Raw genomic sequence first — 23668 nt, 5'->3', positions numbered from 1 at the left:
GTAGGACTTAGGTCCTGAATCCGTGCTTGGAACAAGAGCTATCAAGACTCGACCATTAGTGCTCGGAACAAGAGCCCTGGAAGCAAACGTTTCGGCGTCACATAGCCGAGCGATTTTCCTGAACCGCTAGGCTCGGCCAAGTTTGAAACAAATCAGGCACTCCAACTCTGTTCAGAATGAATGCCATGAACGCGAGCAGCGGTCGGTTCCGGCAAATCCGCAGATGGCCAGGTGGAGGTGCTTCGGTCTTAGGGCAATCGAGTGAGCTCTTCCCAAGGCAAAAGATTTCGTCTTTTGCTCCGTCTCCACTTTCTTGCAATTACTGTCTGTCCAAGGTAGAGCTCAAGGCCTTATCTCGCGAATTGGTGCAAGCATGAAGCAATCGGGAGCGGGCAGCGTTCGCCCTCAAAACGACGTCCCTCACGTCAAAGCAGAATGGATTGACGACGCAATTACTTCATGTCGCTAAGTGGTTTAGTCTACCAGATGCGCGGCGGAGCCGTTCGGCAGCCGCCTCCACCAACCATTAGCGCGCACCCCCAAACCCGAGCTGAACCGCTGTGACCTATTGGCCCATCCGGCGCGATGCTGAGTTGCCTCCCGTGCTCTTCCCGCCGGAGCACCTGCGCCAGACGTTGTTCGAGTTTATGCCTCTCCGGTTCGACTGTTCGGCCGCGACAATCCGGCACGGGCTGAAGAGCCACCTCAAGCGCACCGCCCCGCAGAGTTGGCGAAGCACGATGACAGGCGATCCGCTCGCGCGAGACCGGGCCATGGCAGCAACGCTCGGCAACTGCGCGGCTGCTCGATCGCGAACGGCCGAGATTGTGTTCGTCTCCGAGAAGGATAACAAAAGATTCGGTCGCGGTGCCACGCAGGTCCGGACGAGAAGAGTGCAGGTCAACTTCGCCCAGCTTATTTGGTCCGGCTACATGCTAGACCCCAGCCTTACTGAGCTTGTGGATTGGTGCATGGGCATCAGCGTGAAGCGACCCGAGATCAGCGAGGGTGGCTTCCTCACAGCGGATATTCTAAGGCAGGCCCGGCAGGCCGGCCCATTCCCAGTGGCCGGGCCCAAACTTGCGAGGGCAATCACGCTATTCGCCTCTCTCTTGCCCGCAGCGGAGGGACTCGATCTGCTCGAGACGGCGCTCGAACTGGGCTGCAATGAGCTTGCCGAACTAGGCCTGGGCCAAAGGAACGGAGAGGAGGGTCAAGGTCCAAGGCAGCAAGCCGCTCCGCAACCGGCCGAGGCGCCGTCCGAGCTCCCAATCAATCATCCGAGCCGACCTCGCCTCGAGCTTCCCGGCGAGCCCGTGATACCAACAATCGCACCGTCGAGTGACCTGCAACGGCAAGCGGTCGAACTTGACGCGGTAGCCAGTCGTAGCATGCGGTCCTCATTGCACGCCTCCGAGATGCTCGGGTTTGATCCGACGGTATTGATTGCGGCTCCCGATGAGGAGTGGGCGAATATCGTTGATGCGGTCGATGCTGCGCGAGCGGACCGAAGTGCTCTCGTTGAGACGAGATCCGCTGCCCAAGACAAACTATGCTCGCTCCGCGCGGCGATTGAAGGAGTGGTCGGGGTGGAGCTTGCGCTGAACCTCGGGGTTGATGCAGAACAGGACATCGCCGCGCAGCTGCGCACCCACGAAGGACTGGTGCTCGCGTTCGAGGAACTGAAACCTTCCGCCTCTTGCCTCGCCAAGTGGCGCGAAGGGGCATCCCTGCCGGCAGGTCGCCGGGATCTCGATCACCTTCTCGACTTGGCCGCGTCCGAAGCCGCCGAACGAGAAGCTCGCTCACGATTTTTGGTTCAAGTGAAGGACTGGGCGCGAAGCCGGTCCACCGCTGACCTGGCCGCCTTTCTCCACGACTCCGGTGCCGAAGAGCTCGAGATTATCGTCACTGATATGACTGATGACACGTGGATTGTTGGTGGAGCGCTCCTCATGCGGGCCGCCATCGATGCTGCAATGGCAAGGGTGCCCGAAGGCCTCTTGAACATCATCCTGTCGCAGCACGAGACCGGGCGTCGTCGATCCCTTCTTCGATTCGTCGATCCGAGCACATCGGCTTTCGATGAGCGTCCCGATATTCGTCGTCTGGTCGCGGCGGAGCGGCTGCGAGACGCGCTCATTTTCGGCCCTCTCGCACAGATCTCCGATCCGGGCGCGGGGCTCAGCGATCCTGAACTGGTAGGCAGGACAGTGAGCAAGATTACCGAGTTGGTCACGGCCGCGCTCGACACTGTGGGGAGTGGACAGGAGCTGTTGCTGTTGATTCAAGATCCGGGCCACGACGGCCACGGCGCCGAAGCCGCCTTGTCCTCGTTCATCGAAGCTCCTGCTGGGTTGAAGGGTAATTTTCGGCGTCTTCGCGAGCTGGTGCGCGAGTCCTTGCTGCTACCAATCCTGATCGATGGACGGCCAGAGGCACTAAAGGCCAGAAAGCTGGCTGCTACACTCGCGTCGCGAGAGGCAACAGTCGCCGAAGTGCTGACCCAGTTCCATGCTGACCGCCCGATCGACCGACTTGAGCCACGTCACGTTGAACAGTTGGAGAAATACCTCGATCAGGCGGCACTGCTTGTCGCGGATTTCGTGTCAGAGCTCGACCGTCGGCTCGATCTACGGTCACGCGCGGTGCGTGACGCGCTCCAGAGCGCCAGACAACAGCTGCGTGGCGGCGGCTCTTTAGGTAGCGTTGAGTGGCTTGAGGGGCAGCTGGCGCACATGCTCGCGGGCGATGGTTTGCAGCATCGGCATGCGACGTTGTTGGGCTCAGCTGAGCCGTTAAGCATACGGACGTGGTCGAGCTCTGATGACGGCTGGTTGGCGGACCACCTCGATCTGCCTGAGCGGTATGGCCGCCAACGACCTTCTGCGATGGATGTGGCGGCGAGCGTGGTCAAATGGCGGTCTGTTGGTCGGCCGGCCGGTCCGCGAGACATCGTCGAGGAGCTAATCGCGAAGCGAGAGTTCGAAGCGGCGCTCGACGTATCTGAACGGTCCGGGGACGCGGAGGCGTCGGCCTTGGTGCGGGAAGCAGTTGCACCGATGGTCCAAGCGCTTCAGGCTCGTCGGACACAGTTGAATATGCAAGAAGGGGCGGGCAGCACCTTCCTCTCCGAGGAGGGCGCGGCAGTCGATGCCTGTCTGGCTCGGCTCGACCTTGATGGAGCTGCCGATCATCTCGATCTAATCGAGTTGGCTTTGGAGGAAGCTGCCGCGAAGCCCCAAAACGAGGGCGGATCACTCCAACAGGAGCGTCTGCTCAGGCTCCTTGAACTCGCCGGGGTGAGCGTTGGCGGATGGCGCCTCCCGACGGCCGACCTCCAGTCGCTGTGGGACGACACCTTCGCCGCTCGCGCACATGAACGACGTCACCTCGTGGTGGTCGACGCGGCATTCGCAGGCAGCGAGACCTGCCTCACCGAGCTGGAGCCGGATCTGACTGCCTTCCGAGTGGGCATGGAAGAGGCGGATCGGTGGCTTCCGAAGGAGGTCGCGTCCAACTTCGCCGACCTCGTTCAGGACTCGGCCGTGAAACTCGGGAGCTGGGCGAAGTCCGCACACATGCTCGTCGTGGCAGAGCGCACCGCGCTGGCAACCCTGACCCGATGGTTCCTCGAATTCGTCGTCGAGCGCGCAAATTCACTCAGCCAAATCGACGATGCCGATGCGATAGAGACGGGCCTCGAGCGACTGCTCCAGGTCGCCGATTGCATTCTTAGCTCGGATCGCGCTGGATCGTGCCTCGATCAGGTGGAGAACATCGGCGAGGTTGTCGTCTCACCACTGGCCAGGGGCCGTGAATCCGACCAGCTCGAATTCGCGCCTTATTCCGCAGCCCCGGCAGATGACCGGGGCGATGCAGACGGTCGCGCCCCCTCCCAATTGAGCTTTACCGATGCTTCAGCGGGGGTGGCGTTGCCAGATGGCGCGCGCGAAGCGATCAGGAGGGATGACTGGAACGAGGCCGCCGAGTTATGCCGTGCGGCTGCCGCCTCCGCTAGCACCAACGCTGCCGAACAGCTAATCTCGCGCGCCAGGGCGTTCACCGCACTCGGGGACCTCAGCGCGCGCCCTGCCGCCGAAGTCGCCGATGCGCTACCTGCGGCCGCGGCTTGGTTATCCAGCATGACTGAAGAAGAGACGGGCGTCGGCGAGTCCCGCTGGGCCGAACTTGCCTACCGGCTGCTCACAGGCGCCGTCGCCGCCGACAGCGGCAGCGACATGACACGCGCACCCGCCCAGGGGGGGGCTTGGAGTGAGCTACCGACCTCTCCATTCGGTCGCATGATCGCAAGCGAGCTGCCATCGAGGACAAGTCGGGTCCTCGATGGCCTGGTAACGGGTGCCAATGGCCCCATCGTCGCGGAACGGGTGTGGGATGCAGCAACAAGCATCCGGGAACCGCAAGCGTTCCGAACCCCGCTTCTCGTATTCCTCCATGAGCATGGCGCCCAAGAGGCCGTGCTCAGACTCGCGCACCGCCACGACAATCCGATCGAGGCGCGGCTAGCGCAGCTGTTTGATCTCAGGGCCGTGGCGTCCAATCGCCCGGATCTGCTCCCTGTCGCGGAGGCGCTGGCCGATCAGATCGCCTCAGTCGCTAAGCCGGGACCGTTCCGAGCTTTTCTACGCAACCTGCCGACAGCGGCGCGGCCCGTGAAGCCGGCGCTCCGCGTCGGCCTAGACGACAATCTGCGGCTGCGCGAGCGAGGGCGGGGCACCGGCTCGATCGATCTTCCGGTCGTGGTCACCCCCGAGGGATTGGTGCCCGCACTGCTCGAGGTGCACCTCTTCGCGGATGACGATGTGACCTTCGCCGATCTTTCCCGCCGTCGGGAACTGTCTGCAAGTCCGATTTACTTTGCCGCTGACTTCACACTCCCGCTGCGCTTCGGTCCGTCGTGGTTCGAAGCAAAGCAAACAGGCCGGCGAGAAGGTGTCCGCTTACGCTTCGCCGCCCGAACATTGACCGGAGACCTCATCCACGAGGACGTGGTCTGCAGCGTCCGTGCGCTCGATCGCAGCCGGCAGACGGGGCGCATGCTCGATACCGATACGCTGCTCGACCTTTATCCCGGCGTCAGCAATACGCCGGCCGTCGATGATGCGTTCGTTGGCCGGATCGATGAGCTTGAGCGTCTAAGGCAGGTACTCGTCTCCGCGCGCCGGCCGAGTCCCGTGCTTCTCACCGGCATGCGCCGGATCGGCAAGACCTCGCTCCTGTACAAGTTCCACCGGCAGCACGCGCAGCCTGGCGCGCAGAGTGCTATCACTTTTTATGTTTCGCTCGCCGAACGACGTGTCGAGCTGGCAAGTCCTGACCAGTCAGTCGCGGCCACCGTATTCAAAGCGATCTCGCACGCTCTGGTACGTCAGAACCTGACCCCGACCGACCAGAATTACGCTCTTTCCGCGCGCATCCGAGAGTTCTTCGGCAACGACTGGAAGCGGGCCCGCAGGACAATCCAGGATTGCTACGATGAGCAAAGCCTGTCGGATTCCCTGATTGCCTTGAGCGACCGCGTCCGTGAGTGGGCAGACTTGGGCGAGGTCCGCCTACTTCTGCTGATGGACGAAGCCGAAGCGCTCGTTGCAGCCTATCAGGTCGGTGGCCGCAAGCGCCTAGAGCTCGAGCAGCTTCTGCAAAGCCTCCGCGAGGTATCACAGACAACGGGACTCGTCGGGATCCTGCTGTCGGGAAGCAATCACATCAACGTCTTCGCTCGCGAGTACAAGAACGCCTTCTTCGGAAGCAGCCAGGCGATCGCGCTTGAAGGCTTCAAAGACTTCGAAGCCGCCTCCAAAATCGTAGCGCCCATCGGTGTTATGCCCTACATCCAGTTCGATCGTACCGCAGTAGAGTATGCGAGAGAGCTGTGTTCCGGCATGCCACAGTTCCTCTGGCAGGTCGGCGCGACCACTTCCTTCCAGGTCCGCACGGGACCGGCGATGCGACTCGATATACGTGGCGCGGTCGCGACGTTGGTCCGGGGGAACGCCGAGCTGCCGTTCAAGCCGTACGAGATCCTCGAGCCGATCGACAACATGCTCGGTCTCGAGGCACCGCGTGAGCGCGACTTGCTATGGATGCTCCTTTATCGCGTGGCGCAAGCGAGCTCGCTAACGGCACCCGAAGCCGCGATACCGTTCGTGATCGACCAGGCACTTCTTTCGCTGGACGGCAATCTCTCTTGGAAGCAGCGCCTACGATCGTTGGTCGATCTCAAAGTGCTGCGCATGGATTCGCCGTCTGCGGTCCGCTTCGAGATCCCACTCTTCGCGGAGGGTTTCCGGGCGCCGCGAAACTGGCAGGAATTCAATTTGCGGCAGCAGCAGGTGGCGGGATGAGGCGGGACTGCGGCTGGTTTGCTTCGAGGGCTCGCATGGTCTGGGGCGCCGTGCCCGGTCGATCCATGCTGCTGTTGGTGCCGTCCGGTTGCAAAGAACCGCAGACGGCGCGCATGGTTGCCGAGTGGGCACAAAACCATTTCACTATGCCTGCTCAGTTCGCCAACCACAGGCCGATCTGTGTTCGAGTGACTTCCGACGCAATGTTGTCGAGCGCCCAATTCACCGCGACTGTCGCGCAGCGGATCAGGCAACAGGCGCAGGTCACGGTCGACGTCGATCCAATCGACTACCCGAGCGACGTGCTTCAAAACGTAGTCGAGGCGGCGCTCGATGCTGGTTCCTACCCCATTCTGGTCATCGAGCGGTTCCACGCCTTCGCGACCATACGCGATGGCGGCATGACTTCGGTCTTGTCGGGCATGCGATCGCTCGAGCATGAGCGGAAGTTGACCACGCTCGCCCTGTCAGCGATCGGCTACGACGCGATCCGTCGGGAACTAGACGCGCAGCAGCCGTTTCTGAACTCCGTATACGGCGACAATCACGACCAAGCTGTGATGAGCTTGCTGTCCCGTGAGGACTTCGTGTCCGCAGCCCAGGAACGTGGGATCGCGCCGCCTGCGGCGAACCGCCTGTACAGCAAGGCGGGAGGCCCAGACGCGGTTTATGAAGCTCTGCTGGACGTGGCCGACAGCGGCGAGGGTCAGCTAGTCGCGCAATGCTTGCATCGCGCAGGGCCTGCCGTTGATCGGTTCCTGGACCGTTTCATAGCGATCCCCGCAGCACAGCGTCAGGAGCTTTTTGTGTCTCTGGCACTCGGCAAGATTAGGCCGGCGCAAGAAGCCTTCCTGCTCCAGAACCCGCTCCACAATTTTTTGTGCAAGCGCAACGAGAGCAACGAGCTCATCTGCTCCACCCAGATACTGGCGCGTCGAATTCTGCAGGGAACTCTTCCCCAATGGAGCGCCTATGGGGATTGCCTGACCGCGCTGGAGGAGGGCGATGTCCGACGGGCAGGCATGCTTGCTGCGACATTAACCGATCCCAACCCTCGCTTGACCGCCTTCCGCGAGCTCATCAGCTTGCGATCGGCGCTTCATCCGGAAACGAACCGAGGCCTCTTCGGCATCGACTGGCCGGCGGTCGATCAGGGCCTCAAGCAATTGGGCCGGCTCGATCCCGAGCGTCTTCAGCCCTTCAGAGACTGGCTTGACCAGATCGGGAGATGGGCAGAATGCATCAAGAGAGTCGTCGGCTTTCCGAGGCTGCGAGCCGACGTGCTGGCCAGGCGAGCTGCGGATCCGGAGCTGCGCACCGCATTGTTGTTCATGATCGTAGGCGCAACCCGATCGGCCCTGGCTTTGTCAGAACCCGCCGGGAGAGTGAACGCCCTCGTCAACGTCCCGGAGACTATCCTACAAACCATCGCTGCGGGCTTCTGCTCGATCGATTTCGCCAACTCGCCCGTGGAGTTGGTCGAAGCGGACTTCGACGGATATTTCAGTGGCCAGACAGCTTTCGTGTTCCCGTCAGCAGGACAGAAGATGACACTGTCAGCTCTCTTGACCATCGTGCCCGCCATGCTCGCCCGGCAACGCACTAAGGGGGCATCCGCGCTTGTCGATGCGGAACAAATCCGTCCGCTCCACGGTAAGCTCATCGACGCGGTGCGGAACCCTGCGGCGCACACAGTCGTCGCGTTTGCTTCCAGGGATGCCGACCTCCTGCAACAGGTCTGTGGAAGTTGGCTTCACGATTGGATCGCCATGGAGGGCTACGAGAGCGAAGAGGACATCCCTGGGATACGCGGTACACCTAGTTGCGAGGCTCTCGGCACCTTGCTGATGGGCTGATTGACCCCCGACTACCGTACCAGGGCTACGATCAACGCCCGCCTCTCGCGGCCGCCGAGCCCTATGCTCGTCAGTCGAACCAAATACACCTAGTCACTCCAAGGCGGTGCGCGGCTGCCTCGACGAGTGCCCGGGTAGACGGGCGAACGTACCTCGGCGCTGCTCGAAATAGAAATGCTGTTAGTTCTGTGTCGCGGGTTCCGTAAGATCGTTCGAACAAAGCACCTAGTAGCGATTTCCAGTCGTCCGCTCGCCCCCACGCCACAAAGGCGCCGTCGGTGAAACGAAAGCCATGAGGCTTTATGAACCTTTCCGCTACGTCTTGGTGGAGTCGCTGTAGAACGCGCAATACTTGGCCTTCATGCAGGTTAAGCTGTTGGCGGCTGAAGCCTTTGAGGAGCGTATCCTTGATATAGACCCTTACAGACCGAGCATCCATGTGGGCAGCGAGGGTTCGACCGATATCGCTGTCGGTCCATTGCTGATAATGGCGCGCTTTCTCCGATTGGGTGAGCGAATCCCATTGGAGGCGGTCTGCCGTTTGCCAAAGGCGCTCCTTAATCGCGTCTCGGACTTCCCTCGGGACGGTCAATGCACGCCCCCGCGCGGAAGCGTGTTCGGATATTCGAAGCTGGGCAAATCTAACGTAGGATCCCCCTCGCGAAGCAAGAGTGACGCTTGGTCCTTGACCCATTCCATCAGGAAGGAGCCTGCGGACCGATCCGCGAATTCGATGAGATGGCTGCCCAATGGCAGCTTCTCGGTCGGCGCGTTAAGCCCCGCCATCCGTTCCAGTTCGGTGACTTCGGCAATGCGCCGCAGGTCTGTTACGAAATCGAGGATAACCACCTTGTCCTTGCCTGGCTTTATTCGAAGGCCGCGGCCCAGCTGCTGCACGAAAATGCGACGGCTGTGGGTCGCGCGCATGAACGCGATCAAATCAACGTCGGGTACATCGACGCCCTCGTTGAATAGATCGACGGTGCAGAGGACATCAAGAGTGCCCCTCTTAAATTGCGACATCAGCTTGTCTCGCTCGCGTGCTGGCGAGTCGCCGAACATGGCTTCAGCCTGAAAGCCGAACAGGCGGAGCGTGGCAGCGAAGTGCTCCGCGTGATCGACGCTCGGCGAGAAGACTAGCGCGGACTTGCGGTTTTCCTGCTTGAAGACGTCGGCGAAAATGCGCGCCACTTCCTCGTCCCGGGTGGGAATGATCAGCCGCCGGTTCAATTCAGTCAGCGTGTAGCCATAGGCCGAAGCGTTCTGAATAAATTCCCAGTCGATGTTATCAGCAAGCAGCCGATAATCGACCTCGCTCAAATAACCAAACTTCAAACCCTCAGCGATGCCGACGCGAGAGAGAGGTTGGCCGAGGACGCTATCAATGTCGAATTCGTCGCCGCGCCATGGGGTGGCGGTCACCCCAGCGAGCCGCTTAGGAGCGAGTTTATGCAACACCTCCTGATATGTTCGTGAACCGATATGATGTGCCTCGTCCACGAAGACAGCGTCAAATTCCGGCAGTTTCTCAACGCGGCTGTGAACCGTCTGAACCGTCGCAAATGTGACTCCTTCCCAGTAGGCAGGTTCCTCTTCTGGCGCGAGAAGATGTGTGGCGACGTCCTTCGGCAGCTGCGCCCAGAACCCAATTTGGAGCTGGCGAACAAGTTCACGCTTGTCGGCTAGAACTAGGATGCGTCTGTTTTCTAGGGTACCGGCGTCAAAAAGGCGTGATGCGACCTCCGCCATCACGACCGTTTTTCCTAGCCCCGTCGCCAGGACAAGTTGGCCGCGACCTGTCTCCTCCAGCGCAGCAAAAAGACGATCACAGGCGTGGTCCTGATAGGATCGTAATTCCCTGCGCGTTGGCGGCAGATCGGGTACGCTCGCCATAATCTGCATAAGTTTGTTTGGGCTCAGCAGATCGACCTTGAACCCAAGTCCCTTTACACGGGCCAACTCGTCGATAAGGGCTTTGCCTGGCGCGCGGCTAGTCGCGAGAGCCATGCGATCGGCTTCGTAAAATCGGCCCGCCGCGAGCACCTCCTCGACCGCCGCCTTCGGGGGTGATGAGGTGCTCGTGAACTTACATTGGACAACCCAAACTTGGCCGGCCTTCACGCCCACCACATCGGCGCCCATGTCGCCGGTGCCACCGACGATGCGGACATCGTCGAACCCGGCAAACATAAACGCTCTTGCTACGTCGCGCTCAAAGGCCTGCCATGGACCGTCGAGCAGGCGGCGCTCATCCAGGAACGGGTGGCTCACAGGATTTCCCGGTCAGGACGTAGGAGACTGACGGACATCAGTCCTCGTACCAGTTCCTCCTTGCGGATGTCGCCTAGTATTGTGCTGTCAGCCTCCGCCAGCCAAGAGGCATCCGAGACGAGCGACTTCGCTCGGTCGATGACTTGCTGTTTAGCGCGCTCGGTTAGCTGGGCGTCACCATAGTCAAGCGAGGAATAGGGTGTGTCCCAGAACGTTCCGTCGAAGACGAGGTTAGGGAACGCCTCGATAATCTGCCCGAGGATCGTCACAGGTGCGGCGGTGAGAAACGAGCCGTCCGCGATTGGAGCCGCAGGCGCGATACCTTTTCGAGCCAGTGCCCGCATGACATCGGACCGCTGCTCAACAGTGAGGGCGTCGAACAGCTTACTAGTTTCAGTGCCCGGCATGTTGTGGAGAATCGCTCTAGCCAATGTGGATAGCGCATCGCTCGCGTCCAACGCGATCATTCTAGCGTCCAAGCTTGCCGTTTGGGCGTAGTGCTCACGATAGTAACTTAGCAGTGCGGCATTGGAAGGCGCTACTTTCGCGGTCCGCAGATACTCGCCCGTGAGAAACGAGAGTTCGATGAGAAGCGCGTCTAGAGGTTCAAGGGTGATGGAACGAAACACATCGGCTCGCGGCTTGAACAAGAAATGATAGGTCCTGGTCGCCACGTCGCCCATGATAAGACTCCAGGCGGCGTCAGTGCCGATGTCTGGATCATGCGCGACACAGTCAAATGCCCTAACGGTGAAGGTTTGACCAGCCGGGGCGTAGACGTAGGTTCTGGACAGGCTCGGAGCCTCGCGCCGTTGCGCGCGATAGTCTGGCGAGGGTGGTGGCGCGACCTGCGGCACTTCCGCTTCCGCTTCCGCTTGTGGCTGCTTAGGCTCGTCGAGGAAGCCTTCCGGCAGCTCCTCGTCATCATTACTATCGTCACCCGGGGTGCCGGACGTTGTAAGCAGCCGCCGCTCGGCCTCCTCGATGAGGCGCCACCAATGGGTATCCTCCTGATAGTCGGGATGTCCGTCATAGAACTTTTGAGAGAGTTCCTTTGCGATCCCATTGTCCGGGACCGCCAGAAGGCGTCTCCAACCGCCAGCGACGCTGCTATGCGGCCTCATTCGGCGGAACGCTCGATAAAGCTTGAAGAGGGGGCTGCTGTTGTTGGCGTGCCCGAGTTCTCGAGCCTTCTCTGGGCGCAGCGGCCCTTCGCCCCTGATGAGCTTCACCATCTCATCCCAAGCCGGGTCAGTCCTATCGAAGCGTTCCTTGGCGAAATTCACCCGGCAGTGATCAATGTGGATTTCGCCCACAAAGCGGCCGCGTCGGCTTGGGTCATCGATCGGGTATTCTGGCTCCTCACCGTTGTCGCCGCGCCAGATGAAGAGGTCTTTGCTGCTAAGTTCGATCTTCCGTCCGTTCCGGATGAAATCGAGGCCGAAGTCGACGGCATCCGCATAGCGTTGAAGACCGAGCCAACCGTGCACACGCCGTGTGCGTCTCTGAAGAGTTCCCTCGCCTCCACAGACCGGACACACCTCAGGCGCGGTAGTTGGAATCGCGACCCAGTTCATGCAGGATATGCAATGGTGGCGGTCGCTGAGGGGATAGTTGAACGTTTGGACAGCGAGCACCTCGCCAAGGTCGGGTAGTTCGGTTGATCGAGTTTCCCCCCAAAGACAAAACGGGCGCGAAAGCACCACGCGATTATTTAGATATAGCTTGAACTCAATTGGGTGGCCATTAGGTCGCAGCATCGCGGCATAAGCTTGCGAAAGCCTCTTTCTGAGTTGTGATTGATTGCCGGACTTCCCAAGCCACTGGCGCTGCGCCGGCTTAAGCCGACGTATGATAATCTTCGTTCCGTGGACAGACGAGTCGGGCTTCGGCGTAGTCAGCAACGGGGTGCGGAAATTCCCCTGACGCTGCAGGCGATCGAAGTCGATCTCGAGACCATGCCACTCCGCATCGCCGGCCTGGGTCGTCCACACTTCAGTGGTCAGACCTAATCGTGCGGTTGCAATGTTGAACCCCATTCCGAAAAGACCGAGATTGTCGGTTGGGTTGTTGCCCGACCAACCCGCCTTCACGGCTTTCTCGAGGTTCCCGGTCGTCATTCCCGGGCCGTTGTCGACGATCTGAACGACGGCCTCCTCTCGGTCAGCTTCCGGAAGGGTGATCTGCACGACGGGATCGTCTACACCCTCGCCACGTCGCTTCGCGTGAAGAAAGCCGTCAATCGAGTTATCCACCAACTCACCGACACACCGCCACTGGTCGAGGTTGATCTCGCCGAGCATCGGGAGAACACGTGGCGAAGGAGCGAGATCAAACTCCCTCGTGCCGGCCGTCTGAGGTATTGGTTGCGCCATCGTTCCCCCTTCGATTCGGTAGTGCGTGTACCACCGTAGATGATACAAGTCCCGGGGGCGATGATGAAAGAGCGACATACAGAAGATCTCGAGGCCTTCTTGGTGCGGATGCAGCCGACGCTAAACGCGGCGTTAACCAAACTGGCCGATACGAGCTTTCGATCCGATCCAATCGGAGGCGCAAAGTATTCACGCGCGACAAGCATTATTAGTTCGGCCTACAAGCGACATGGCCAGATCCTGGGCCGCGCGCTGCTCGAGAGATTGAAGGATTGCGGACGTTTCCAAGTATGGACAGAGGACGAATTCAAACTCGGCCCAGCTTCTCGACTTGAACTGCAAAAGGCTATGCCGCCCGCTGCCTATAGGGAGATATCAATGTTGTATGGCGAGTATGATCAAACCATACCGGTTGATCTTCTCGTTTTCGACAGCGCTACCGGCGGTATCGGGTCGTACAATGTGAAACGTGGCAACGGCGAATATGATGCTGGGAAAAAGCGCCTGATCTTGAACGAGCTTCTGCGCACCCAGATGCATCTCAGAGATTATGCCCGTTCGATGGGACTTCCGGCGCGAGGCGCCACCGCCTACATTGTGTTCTACTACGGGCTACGATCGATCCCCGAACCATTCTCGTTGGTTGGAGATGACCTCGATCAGCACTTCGGTTTTCCTGTTCAGGCCGCGATTGAGGCGGTCAACGCTCGATTCCGCGATGGGCTCTACGCCTTGATCGAGCATGGAGCTATCTGATTGACGATGTATGACCTACAGGTCTGTGAATAGATCTTTGGAAATTCCGCGCGGCTCACATGGTATGTTCGCGGGCACGGAGAAACAATTGAGGAACCCGGGCTCGTAATCCATACTTCGCTCCAGGACTTTGCGGCACGGCGGTATCCAGACAAGGCGGGTGTCCCGAACCAGTGGCTTTCGCCAGATGATCCAGGCGTATCCGGTCGCGGTGGACGCCTTTGGATCCAACCGCCCTTTTACCATCGGCACTCGCTCCGAGAATTGAGCGACCATTGTTGGAGCGAATTTGGAGAAGACCCGCAAGTGCCGACCAATGCTCTCGAGAAAGACGGTGCGCACCAGAAGGGCGACGCCGACGCGCGCGATTTCGTGAGCGTGAAGAAAGAAGTCTTCAGCCAAGCGAAAGGGCGGGTTGGTGATTACCCAGTCGATGATTTGGCGCCTCTCAATCGAAAGAAAATCGCGGCGATCACCGTATCCGTAGCCGCCGATGTCGCTCACTTCCAGCTTTCGAAAGTAGGGTCGCAACGCTTCAGCCATGTGGCCGCGTCCGCACGCGGGTTCGAGACAACTCATCGACCCGACGTCATCGACTCCAAGCACATGCTCAATGAGCGCTCGAGTGGCCCACGGTGGAGTCGGAAAATCGTCTAGGCTGTCTGCGGCCTCGTACCTTTGGGCCATGACCGCATGGGACCTGTTTTGCGTTACATTCATTAGATCGCTCTAAGCGCCCGCCTGGTTCATGTACACGGGTCATGCAGGCGATTCGAATTGACGACCTGACGATATCACGGTTGTTCCGGTTGTTCTCGGTAGAGCTAACAGAATTGGATTGCAAACACACGAGATCGCAATGCCGACCGCCGTGCATGGTAGAAAGGGTGTAAGTCATACTCGGCCGGCATGAGCGTTCGCTCGATCCAAATGCTCGCGAACCGAGGATGCCACTACGTGGGCGAGGTCGACCGGAACAGCGTTGCCGAGTTGGCGCATCGTCTCGCTCCAGGAGCCGTGAAATGCGTAGTCATCCGGGAATGTCTGCAGCCGCGCGCTCTCTCGCACCGTGAAATAGCGCACTGAGCCGTCGGGACGGCGCAGCATGTTCTCGCCGCCGGGTACTCCATGAACGCCCGCCTTTAAGGTCTTGGCGGGTTCGTCGAGCGGGCTTCCGGTATGCCCTTGGTACGAGCGGGCTCCGACTTGCAACCGGTGGTCCTTGAACCCGTGCGTCGCCCCAGGCGACAGTTCGGGATCCGGCAACCCGATCAGCGCGTCGCGGGTGGTTGTCCAGGGAAGCGTGGTTGGTCTAACGACAATCGCCCCAGCAGCGCGTATTGCAGGCTCGTCGGCTAAGCGATGCGACTTAGCTACCTCATGTCGATCCCAATAGTCGCCGCCTCGATACTGATCCCATAGAAGCGCGTCACGGGAATGAGTCTCGCGCGGGAACGACCATTCAACGCCTAGGTCCGAGCGGAACCCAACGAAGAAGACGCGCGCGCGCTTTTGCGGCACGCCGTAGTTGGCCGCATTGAGCACTTTTGGCGGGAGCACCCGGTAGCTCAGCCCTGAAGACCGGCTGGAGGTGTGGTGCTGTTCTAATCGCGCGCGATGATCTAGCCAGGTCTCGTCCCCACGAAACACTATTTCGGGATACGTGAGTTGGAGGAAAATATAGCTGAAATAGATCGCGAAAGTCTCGCGAGTGAGACCCTTCACATTCTCGAAAATAAAAGCTGACGGTTGGGTCTCACGCACGATCCGCACCGTCTCTGGCCACATGTCGCGATGATCATGCTGCGCGCGATGCCTCCCTCCCAGTGAGAAAGGTTGGCAGGGTGGGCCTCCCGTCACCAAATCGATGCCGGCGAGACCATCAAACGAGATACTACGGACATCCGCTTCGCGCGGCTGCGGCCAGTGACGCATCCCATCCAAGCCCCGCGCGCGGTTCTCGCGTATGGTGTCGCAACACCAGCGGTCCCACTCGACAACTTCGATCGGCGTGAACCCCGCCCGGCTAACCCCTAGTCCCAGGCCCCCGGCGCCTGCGAAAAGCTCAATCGCCTTCATCAATCCCCTCGACAAACCGATAAAGCGTGTTTCCCAATTGTTCTCTATCCTTCATCCTGCATTCCCACACAAGCAGGACCCGCCATCCGAGCGCTCTAAGTTGCGAAATATTTTCCACGTCACGCCTGCGGTTGGCCTCCAGCTTCGGCACCCAGAAGTCGAGCCGGCTTTTCGGTAAACGCGCCAACCGGCACGCTGGATCGGGGTGGCGGTGCCAGAAGCAGCCGTGCACGAAAATTGCACGCTTACGGCCACGAAATACAATGTCGGGCTTGCCGGGCAGATCCCGCGCATGGAGGCGGAATCGGTATCCCATGTGCCACAGTAGCCCCCTAACAATCAGCTCTGGTTTGGTATCCGCGCCGTTGATGCGCGCCATGCGCTGACTTCGTTCGAGAAGAGTGAGGGTGTCGGCCACTAGGCAACGATAAAGAAGATAGATCTTGCTTGTCTAGCGGTGGCTCGCGGAGGGCAGGGGTCGCGAACTCGAGTGAGCGCACCTTTGATGGTTGCGGTGATCTGATCCCATGGGCACTTATTGATTCCAGATCGCTCATGCTTTCCAAGGGCGATTGATCACGCAATGAGCCAGCAGTGATGGGCCACGCAGCCAACAACCTTAGAAAGACTCTGGCTGACGGCGTTGCCTGTCATCCTACAGCCACCCCACCCGTGCGAAGGCTTGATCCCGGTCAGGCGAAGCACGGCACCTCGGCAATGGTGAGCGAGAGCACTCAATCGCGGTTTAATCCTGGGCAGGGTCGGTCGTTTGCAAGCTCACGCTCTGCACCCAGCGCGCGGTCCCTTTTTCGCTCGTGTATAGCCAGGAACAGTGATCGTCCGTTGCTCAGCGAGGCGAACGCGTCGCTCGTAAAGCGTGGGGAAACGCGAAGCCACGCCGTCCAGAGTGGCTCGCCGCGGATTTCGTCGATGAGTCCAATGCCCGGCGGTGGATCGTAAATCGGGATCTGTCTACCGTGGTATTCACGGTATTTGGGCGACCCGTGCTCATCCCGCTCCTGCACATTTTTGAGCGTCGCACGAATATCGCCTCAGCCAAGATTGTCGCCCATAGCTTGTGATCTCATAGGTATCGCCCGCCCGTCCCTTGGTGGATATTCCGGCGACGCCCAGTCGCGTGGTGGTATGTGTGAGCTTTCGACAACGAGGAGGTCGAAGTGTGCGAAACGTATCGCGCGATCAACTTTATGAGCAGGTTTGGTCCAGGGCAATGACAAGGGTAGCCGCCGAGTACGGCGTCTCCAGCACAGCCCTGAAGAAGACCTGCGATCGACATAAGATCCCCACCCCAGAACGCGGATACTGGGCAAAGCTCGAACACGGCAAACCGGTGCGAAAAGTGCCTTTGCCGAAGCTGGCCGACACGCGCCTCGCTCAAATTCGTATCCTCGGAGGGGTCGAGGAGCGACTACCCGAAGAAGTGCGACAAGCGAAGGCAAGGGCGCGTCACCGGCTGGAAGAACTCGCAGCTTCAGTGCCAGACGACGCATCTGTAGCAACCGAAACCCATGCCGTGGAAGCTGCAGTCCTGAACGCTACCCGTCGCGCGATTTACAAGGCTCGCCCGGACGGGGAAGGATTTGTTGAAGCTCGGGGTCGTGGTGTCGTGCCACTGAAAATCGCGCTCCCCTCCATTGAGCGCGGACTTCAAGTCTTGAGCCGGTTTCTTGTGCTGGCCGAAACGCAGGGGTTTCGGCCCCAGGTCGCCGACAACGGACTGGATCTTGTTGTCGATGGAGAGGCCGTCGCTTTTGGCCTTGAGGAGCGGCCAGGGAAAGCCCCACATGAGCCAACCGCCGTCGAGTTGAAGCGCAGGGACGAAAATCACCGCTGGGGTAACCCAAGGACGCCATGGCATGCTCCGTCGGGACGGCTGGCCATCGTCATCCGAGCGAACTCCTATTCCGGACTTCGCCGGACCTATTCGGACCGAAAAACCCGAGCGCTCGAGGATATTCTCCCAACCGTTTTGGCTGGCTTCGCGGAACATGCGGCGCTTATCAAGGAACGACGCCGTGCCGACGAAGAGCGGAAACGTCAGTGGAGAGAAGCGGAAGCACGCCGATTACGCGAAGAGGCTTTCAAAGCACGAGAAAAGCAACGCATGGCTTTCGTCGATGCCATCCACGAGCAGCTTGCTCAACGCGCCAAGCTAACCGCCGTTCTCTCGCATTTGGAAAGTGCTACCGGCGACGAGGCGCGCAGGATGGGCCCAATGTTGGCGTGGGTGCGACGCCGCCTCCACCAGGTCGACGCTCTCATCAGTCCGCTTTTCCTCGATATATCGGCAACGTTCGCCAAGATTGAGTTCGAGGAGCCACGTGCCGATGGCGAGATTGAGGGCTCCGGCGAGTATTTCAGTTACTCGCCCTCTGTCGAGCTTCAACTTTGGTCGATCGATGAGGAGAAGGGCTTGGCGACGTCGAGAACCGAACTGCAATGGGCCGTTGAAGCCGGCTTGGTACCGGCGGATCTGGCCGATGTCCCTGGCGATAAGCAATGACATCGGCAAGACTTGCCGCTGAAATCCGTAGAAGATCAAACCCGCTGAACCATACTGAAAGGGCTGACCTGTCTGTGCCGCCCTCCAGCTTTCTATGTCGCGTCCATGTCGCGTGGACGTGCCGACAATCCCAGGAAACCCTTGGAAATCAACGGAAGTCGTTTGTAACATGATGCGACATAAGAGGTGCCTCCGATGGCATCTAAACTATTGATTTAGCTGGTGATCCCGACAGGAATCGAACCTGTGACCTACAGATTAGGAATCTGCCGCTCTATCCAACTGAGCTACGGGACCACGCGGCCCGACACATAAACGCTTCGGGCCGGTTCGCCAAGAGGCGTTACCGGCCGATGTCGTAAGCACATGAGTTGTCCGGGTTAGGTAGCACACGAGTTGTCCGGTTTTATCGCCAGCGAATGGAGGCTGGGGATGGGACGGACAGCAAGGCTGCAGGACCGGAGAATGCAGAAGTTTCGGGACGTTTTGAGCCGCTGGAATGGTGGCGATCTTTCGATGATGGAGGCGGGTGAACTGCTAGGGATGTCGGAACGCCAGTTCCGCCGGTACCGTGACCGCTACGACGAGGCTGGGGAGGATGGCTTAAGGGACCGGCGTTTGGGCAAGCTTTCGACGCGCCGGGTGCCCGCGGAGGCAATCGAGGAGATGCTCGAGCTTTACCGGAACCGTTACCTCGGTTGGAACGTGAAGCATTTCCACGAGCACCTGATACGCGATCACGACTTCAGCTGGGTTATACCTTCATCAAGACGCAGCTTCATGCGGCCGGGTTGGTCGAGCGGGCCAAGCGACGCGGGGCGCATCGGCGCAAGCGGGAAAGGAAGCCGTGCGAGGGGATGATGCTGCACCAGGACGGCAGCCGGCATGCCTGGCTGGCGGGCCAGCCGGAGCTGGACCTGATCGTGACGATGGACGACGCCACGAGCAAGCTCTATTCGGCCTTTCTGGTTGCCGAGGAAGAGCACGGCGTCGAGCTTTCAGGGGCTTATGGAGACCTTTGCCGCCAAAGGCCTGCCCTCGAGCCTCGACACCGATCGCGGCAGCCATTACTTCGTGACGCTCAAGGCCGGCGAGGCGGTCGACAAGAGCCGGCTGACGCAGGTCGGGCGGGCGCTGCGGCAACTGGGCATCGAGCATATCCCGGCTTATTCGCCTGAAGCCAGGGGCCGCTCGGAGCGGATGTTCTGCACCTTGCAGGATCGGCTGCCAAAGGAGCTGGCGCTGGCCGGCATTGCCGATATCGAGGCCGCCAACCGCTTCATCGCACAGACCTATCTGCCGGCCCACAACGCCCGCTTCGCCAGGCCGGCCGCGGTCCAGGACAGCGCCTTCGTCGCCGCCGATCCAGCCGTTCTGGCCGAGATCCTGTGCATCCAGGAAGAGCGCGTCGTTGCCCGCGACAATACCGTCGCCTTCGCGCGGCTGCGCTTGCAGCTGCCGCAAAGTCCGATCCGACACCATTTCGTCAAGGCTGCGGTCAAGGTCAGGCAATACCCGGATGGTACGCTCGCAATCTTCCACGGGCCGCGCCGCATTGCCCAATACAGCTCACAAGGCACCGCAATCCAGCAAACCTGCCCCACCGGGCAAGCTGCGTGAACCGCTTCGACGCAAAACTGAAGCGGACAAATGATGTGCTACCAAACCGGACAACTTGATTAGCTACCGACAGAGGCGTTACCGGCCGATCGCCAGTGTCTTGCTGCGTGGCGCCGGGCGGCGGCCAGGCGAGATCGCCTCTCCGCAAAAAGCGTCAGGCGGCAAGCGCCGTCTCGGCCAGCCGCACCCAGTAGCTCATGCCGTGCGGGATCACCTCGTCGTTGAAGTCGTAGGCCGGATGGTGGAGGCCGGCCGAGTCGCCGTTGCCGATGAAAATGAAGGCGCCGGGGCGTGCTTCCAGCATGTAGGAAAAATCCTCGCCGCCCATCACCGGCTGGATGGCGCGGTGGACATGGGCGTCGCCGGCGACGCCGGCGGCGACATCGCTGGCGAAGACCGTCTCCTGCGCATGGTTGAAGGTGACGGGATAGTTGGCATCGAAGTCGACCTCGATCGTCGCGCCGAATGCCGACGCCAGGCCGGCGCAGATGGCGCGCATGCGCTCTTCCGCCTTCCTGGCCACTTCCTTCTTCAGCGTGCGCACCGTGCCGGCGATCTCGGCCTGTTCCGGAATGACGTTATAGGCATCGCCGGCATGGAACTTGGTCACCGACACCACGACGGCCTCGACCGGATCGGTGCTGCGCGAGGCGATGGTCTGCAAGGCGCCGACCAGCTGGCTGGTGATCACGATCGGGTCGATCGTGCCGTGCGGCATGGCGGCATGGCCGCCGTGCCCTTTGACGGTGATGGTGAATTCGGCGGTCGCCGCCATGATCGGCCCGGGCTTGATGGCGAACTCGCCGACGGGAAGGCCGGGCATATTGTGCATGCCGAACACCTTCGCGATGCCGAAGCGCTCCATCATGCCGTCCTTGACCATCTCGTTGCCGCCGCCGCCGCCTTCCTCGGCCGGCTGGAAGATCACCGCCACGGAGCCGGCGAAATTACGCGTCTCGGCGAGATATTTGGCCGCGCCGAGCAGCATGGCGGTGTGGCCGTCATGGCCGCAGGCATGCATCTTGCCGGGAACGGTCGAGGCATAGGGCTTGCCGGTGATCTCGTTGATCGGCAGCGCGTCCATGTCGGCGCGCAGACCGATGGTCGAACCCTCGCCGTTGCGGCCGCGGATGATGCCGACGACGCCGGTCTTGCCGAGCCCCGTCACAACCTCGTCGCAGCCGAAAGCCTTCAGCTTGTCGGTGACGAAGGCGGCGGTCTGGAACACGTCGAAGTTCAGTTCCGGCGTCTGGTGCAGATGGCGCCGCCAGCCGGCGACTTCGTCCTGCATTTCCGCGGCACGGTTGAGAATCGGCATAATCGGTCCATTTCTTTGTTGGAGCGAACGGTTAAGGCCGCTGCTCAGCAATTGTGATTGTGGCGCTTTGCCATTTTGGCGTCACATAGGGTAAATAGCACCGCATGGTGCGGCCGGGTCGAGGGACGGTCCGCACCAAGCTGGCCGTCGCGTAACGAAATCTTACGGAGCCAGCGGCAATTACGGCAAGAGGCGATTTCGGAATTGATCATGCGGCAAGGGCATTTCCTCAACCTATTGCTTGCGGGCGCGCTGGCGCTGCCGGTGCTTTCCGGCGCTGCGCGGGCCAATCCGGTGGTGCTTTTCGACCTCACGAGCGGCAAGGTGCTGGAGCATCAGGACGCCTTCAAGCGCTGGTATCCGGCCTCGCTCAGCAAGCTGATGACGGCCTATGTCGCGTTCCGCGCGATCGCCGCCGGCGAGGTGGCGCTCGATTCGCCGATCAAGGTGACGAAACACTCGGCCGGCGAGCCGCCGAGCAAGATGGGCTTCAAGCCAGGCTCGGTGATGCGGCTCGACAATGCGCTGAAGATGATGCTGGTCAAATCGGCCAACGACATCGCCATGGCCGTCGGCGAGAACATCGGCGGATCGCAGGCGGCCTTCGCCGACCGCATGAATGCCGAGGCCGCCAGGCTAGGCATGGTCGGAACGCATTTCGTCAATCCGAACGGGCTCTATTCGCCGGACCAGTACACGACCGCGCGCGACCTTGCCGTCCTGGTGACGGCGCTCCGCAATGATTTTCCGCAATATGCGCCGTGGTTCTCCATCGAAGGACTTGCCGTCGGCAAGAAGGCGCTTCCGAACTACAATCTGCTGATCGGGCGCTACCCGGGCGCCGACGGCATGAAAACCGGCTTCGTCTGCTCGTCGGGATTCAACATGATCGGCTCGGCGACCCGCAATGGCCGCACGCTGGTCGCGGTCGTGCTCGGCGAAAGATCGGCGATCAGCCGCGCCGAGACGGCGGCGAGGCTGCTCGACCAGGGTTTTGACGCACCGGCTGCCGGCTCGACGACGCTTGCGGCGCTCCAGCCCTATGGCGACACGCTGTCGCCCAACGATCTGCATGACGAGATCTGCAAGAAGAAGCCGAAGGACGAGCAATCCGAGGCAGCGCCCACCGTTGCCGCCAAGGACAAGCCGAAATCGCCCTATCAGGTGAAGCTCGACCACCCGACACTGATCGCGGTCGGCCTCGGCGGCGCGACCGGACCGGCGCCCAAGGCCTTCGTCGACCAGACCGATCAGAACTATGCCGATGTGCCGCTGCCGACCTGGCGGCCCGACAAGCCGCTGCCGGCCGGCGCCGCGCCCGCCGCCACCGCATCCGCCGCGGCGCAGGGGGATCAGCCGGCCAAGGCGGCGAACTAGCGATGACCGGGCAGATGCGCGGCGGCTTTCCCATCCCCGTCTCGGTCGTCACAGGCTTTCTCGGCGCCGGCAAGACGACGCTGCTCAACCGGCTGCTCAAGGATCCGGCGCTTGCCGACACGGCGGTCATCATCAACGAGTTCGGCGAGGTGGCGATCGACCATCTGCTCGTCGAGCAGGCCTCCGACGGCATCATCCAGCTTTCCGACGGCTGCCTCTGCTGCACGGTGCGCGGTGACCTCGTCGACACGCTGGCCGATCTCGTCGACCGGCTGCAGACCGGCCGCATCGCCAAGCTGGCGCGTGTCGTCGTCGAGACCACAGGGCTTGCCGATCCCGCCCCGGTGCTGCAATCGATCATGGCTCATCCGGCGCTGATGCAGGCCTTCCGGCTGGACGGCGTCATCACGCTGGTCGACGCCGTCAACGGCGAGGCCGCGCTCGATGCGCATGTGGAAGCGGTGAAGCAGGCGGCGGTCGCCGACCGCATCGTGCTGACCAAGACCGATCTCGCCGAGGCAAGCGATGTCGAGGCCCTCAGGGCCCGACTTCACCAGGTAAATCCGGGCGCCGTCCTGCTCGACGTCAATGATCCCGCTACAGGCGCCGCGGCCCTGTTCAATTGCGGCCTCTACAATCCCGAAACCAAGAGCGCCGACGTGCGGCGCTGGCTCGGCGAAGAGGCCGCTGATGATCACGACCATCATCACCACGGCGATGACCACGGCCATCACCATCACGACCACCGCCACGATGCCCGCGTGCACGCCCACTCGCTCGTCCATGACGGGCCGGTGCCGTTCTCGGCGATCGAGATGTTCCTCGATCTGCTGCGCTCGACGCATGGCGAGAAGCTGCTGCGCATGAAGGGCGTGATCGAGCTCGCGGAAGATCCGTCACGGCCGCTGGTCATCCACGGCGTGCAGAAGATCCTGCATCCGCCGGCAAGGCTGCCGGCCTGGCCGGACGGGCAGCGCGGCACCCGGCTGGTGCTGATCACGCTCGATATGCCGCAACACTATATCCAGCGGCTATTCGCCGCCTTCACCAACAAGCCGTCCATCGACACGCCCGACCGGACGGCGCTCGAGGCGAATCCGCTGGCGATCGCCGGGCTGTAAGCC

The 23668-nt window shown here is 61.1% G+C and carries 14 protein-coding genes and 1 tRNA gene; 8 read left to right on the top strand and 7 right to left on the bottom strand.

The window, feature by feature from the left end; all coding sequences use genetic code 11:
- Positions 1-773 precede the first annotated feature (773 nt).
- Both EN874_RS07045 and EN874_RS07040 read left to right on the top strand, forming a co-directional pair.
- Positions 774-6368 carry an AAA family ATPase gene (locus tag EN874_RS07045; RefSeq protein WP_168247397.1) on the top strand — a complete coding sequence of 1865 codons (5595 nt, stop codon included), beginning with the start codon at positions 774-776 and terminating at the stop codon, positions 6366-6368.
- Between the two features lie 35 nt (positions 6369-6403).
- A complete protein-coding gene (locus tag EN874_RS07040; RefSeq protein ID WP_127426060.1) occupies positions 6404-8224 on the top strand; it encodes a hypothetical protein in 1821 nt (606 codons plus the stop codon).
- A 588-nt stretch (positions 8225-8812) separates the two neighbouring features.
- On the opposite strand, the gene EN874_RS07035 is transcribed toward EN874_RS07040, so the two are convergent.
- Positions 8813-10495, bottom strand: a complete 1683-nt coding sequence (locus EN874_RS07035; RefSeq protein WP_127426061.1) for a DEAD/DEAH box helicase family protein — start codon at positions 10493-10495, stop codon at positions 8813-8815.
- Positions 10492-12798: an ATP-binding protein gene (locus EN874_RS07030; protein WP_168247396.1), complete on the bottom strand. Its 2307-nt coding sequence runs from the start codon at positions 12796-12798 to the stop codon at positions 10492-10494. Before EN874_RS07030 ends, EN874_RS07035 begins: the two co-directional genes overlap by 4 nt.
- Before the next feature lie 135 nt (positions 12799-12933).
- On the opposite strand from EN874_RS07030, the gene EN874_RS07025 reads away from it, so the two are divergent.
- The gene (locus EN874_RS07025; protein ID WP_127426063.1) at positions 12934-13626 is read left to right on the top strand and encodes a hypothetical protein; all 693 of its coding nucleotides are present in this window, start codon (positions 12934-12936) and stop codon (positions 13624-13626) included.
- A gap of 15 nt (positions 13627-13641) precedes the next feature.
- On the opposite strand, the gene EN874_RS07020 is transcribed toward EN874_RS07025, so the two are convergent.
- The 3 genes from EN874_RS07020 to EN874_RS07010 all read right to left on the bottom strand — a co-directional run bounded on the left by EN874_RS07020 (position 13642) and on the right by EN874_RS07010 (position 16123).
- Positions 13642-14169 carry an SAM-dependent methyltransferase gene (locus EN874_RS07020; protein ID WP_245513495.1) on the bottom strand — a complete coding sequence of 176 codons (528 nt, stop codon included), beginning with the start codon at positions 14167-14169 and terminating at the stop codon, positions 13642-13644.
- A gap of 351 nt (positions 14170-14520) precedes the next feature.
- A complete protein-coding gene (locus EN874_RS07015; protein ID WP_127426064.1) occupies positions 14521-15705 on the bottom strand; it encodes a DNA cytosine methyltransferase in 1185 nt (394 codons plus the stop codon).
- Positions 15692-16123 (bottom strand): very short patch repair endonuclease, encoded by a 432-nt coding sequence (locus EN874_RS07010; RefSeq protein ID WP_127426065.1) that lies wholly within the window; start codon positions 16121-16123, stop codon positions 15692-15694. The genes EN874_RS07015 and EN874_RS07010 overlap by 14 nt, the downstream gene beginning before the upstream one ends.
- A gap of 762 nt (positions 16124-16885) precedes the next feature.
- Here EN874_RS07010 and EN874_RS07005 point away from each other — a divergent pair.
- A complete protein-coding gene (locus EN874_RS07005) occupies positions 16886-18229 on the top strand; it encodes a hypothetical protein (RefSeq protein WP_127426066.1) in 1344 nt (447 codons plus the stop codon).
- A 220-nt stretch (positions 18230-18449) separates the two neighbouring features.
- On the opposite strand, the gene EN874_RS07000 is transcribed toward EN874_RS07005, so the two are convergent.
- Positions 18450-18526: transfer RNA gene (locus EN874_RS07000), tRNA-Arg, on the bottom strand.
- A 168-nt stretch (positions 18527-18694) separates the two neighbouring features.
- Here EN874_RS07000 and EN874_RS06995 point away from each other — a divergent pair.
- Both EN874_RS06995 and EN874_RS06990 read left to right on the top strand, forming a co-directional pair.
- Positions 18695-19090 (top strand): helix-turn-helix domain-containing protein, encoded by a 396-nt coding sequence (locus tag EN874_RS06995; protein ID WP_168247395.1) that lies wholly within the window; start codon positions 18695-18697, stop codon positions 19088-19090.
- A 147-nt stretch (positions 19091-19237) separates the two neighbouring features.
- Positions 19238-19849, top strand: a complete 612-nt coding sequence (locus EN874_RS06990) for a hypothetical protein (RefSeq protein ID WP_127426068.1) — start codon at positions 19238-19240, stop codon at positions 19847-19849.
- 154 nt (positions 19850-20003) lie between these two features.
- Here the strand turns inward: EN874_RS06990 and EN874_RS06985 are convergent, their stop codons facing one another.
- Complete coding sequence (locus EN874_RS06985) at positions 20004-21167, bottom strand: M20 aminoacylase family protein (RefSeq protein ID WP_126087364.1); 1164 nt, start codon at positions 21165-21167, stop codon at positions 20004-20006.
- Positions 21168-21377: 210 nt separating this feature from the next.
- On the opposite strand from EN874_RS06985, the gene EN874_RS06980 reads away from it, so the two are divergent.
- Both EN874_RS06980 and EN874_RS06975 read left to right on the top strand, forming a co-directional pair.
- Positions 21378-22544, top strand: coding sequence for a D-alanyl-D-alanine carboxypeptidase family protein (locus EN874_RS06980; RefSeq protein ID WP_127426069.1), 1167 nt, complete (start codon positions 21378-21380; stop codon positions 22542-22544).
- Between the two features lie 2 nt (positions 22545-22546).
- Positions 22547-23665, top strand: a complete 1119-nt coding sequence (locus EN874_RS06975; RefSeq protein WP_245513494.1) for a GTP-binding protein — start codon at positions 22547-22549, stop codon at positions 23663-23665.
- Positions 23666-23668 lie beyond the last annotated feature (3 nt).

The sequence above is a fragment of the Mesorhizobium sp. M1D.F.Ca.ET.231.01.1.1 genome (assembly GCF_003999155.2).
Lineage (GTDB): Bacteria > Pseudomonadota > Alphaproteobacteria > Rhizobiales > Rhizobiaceae > Mesorhizobium.
This window is presented reverse-complemented; position numbering and strand designations above follow the sequence as displayed.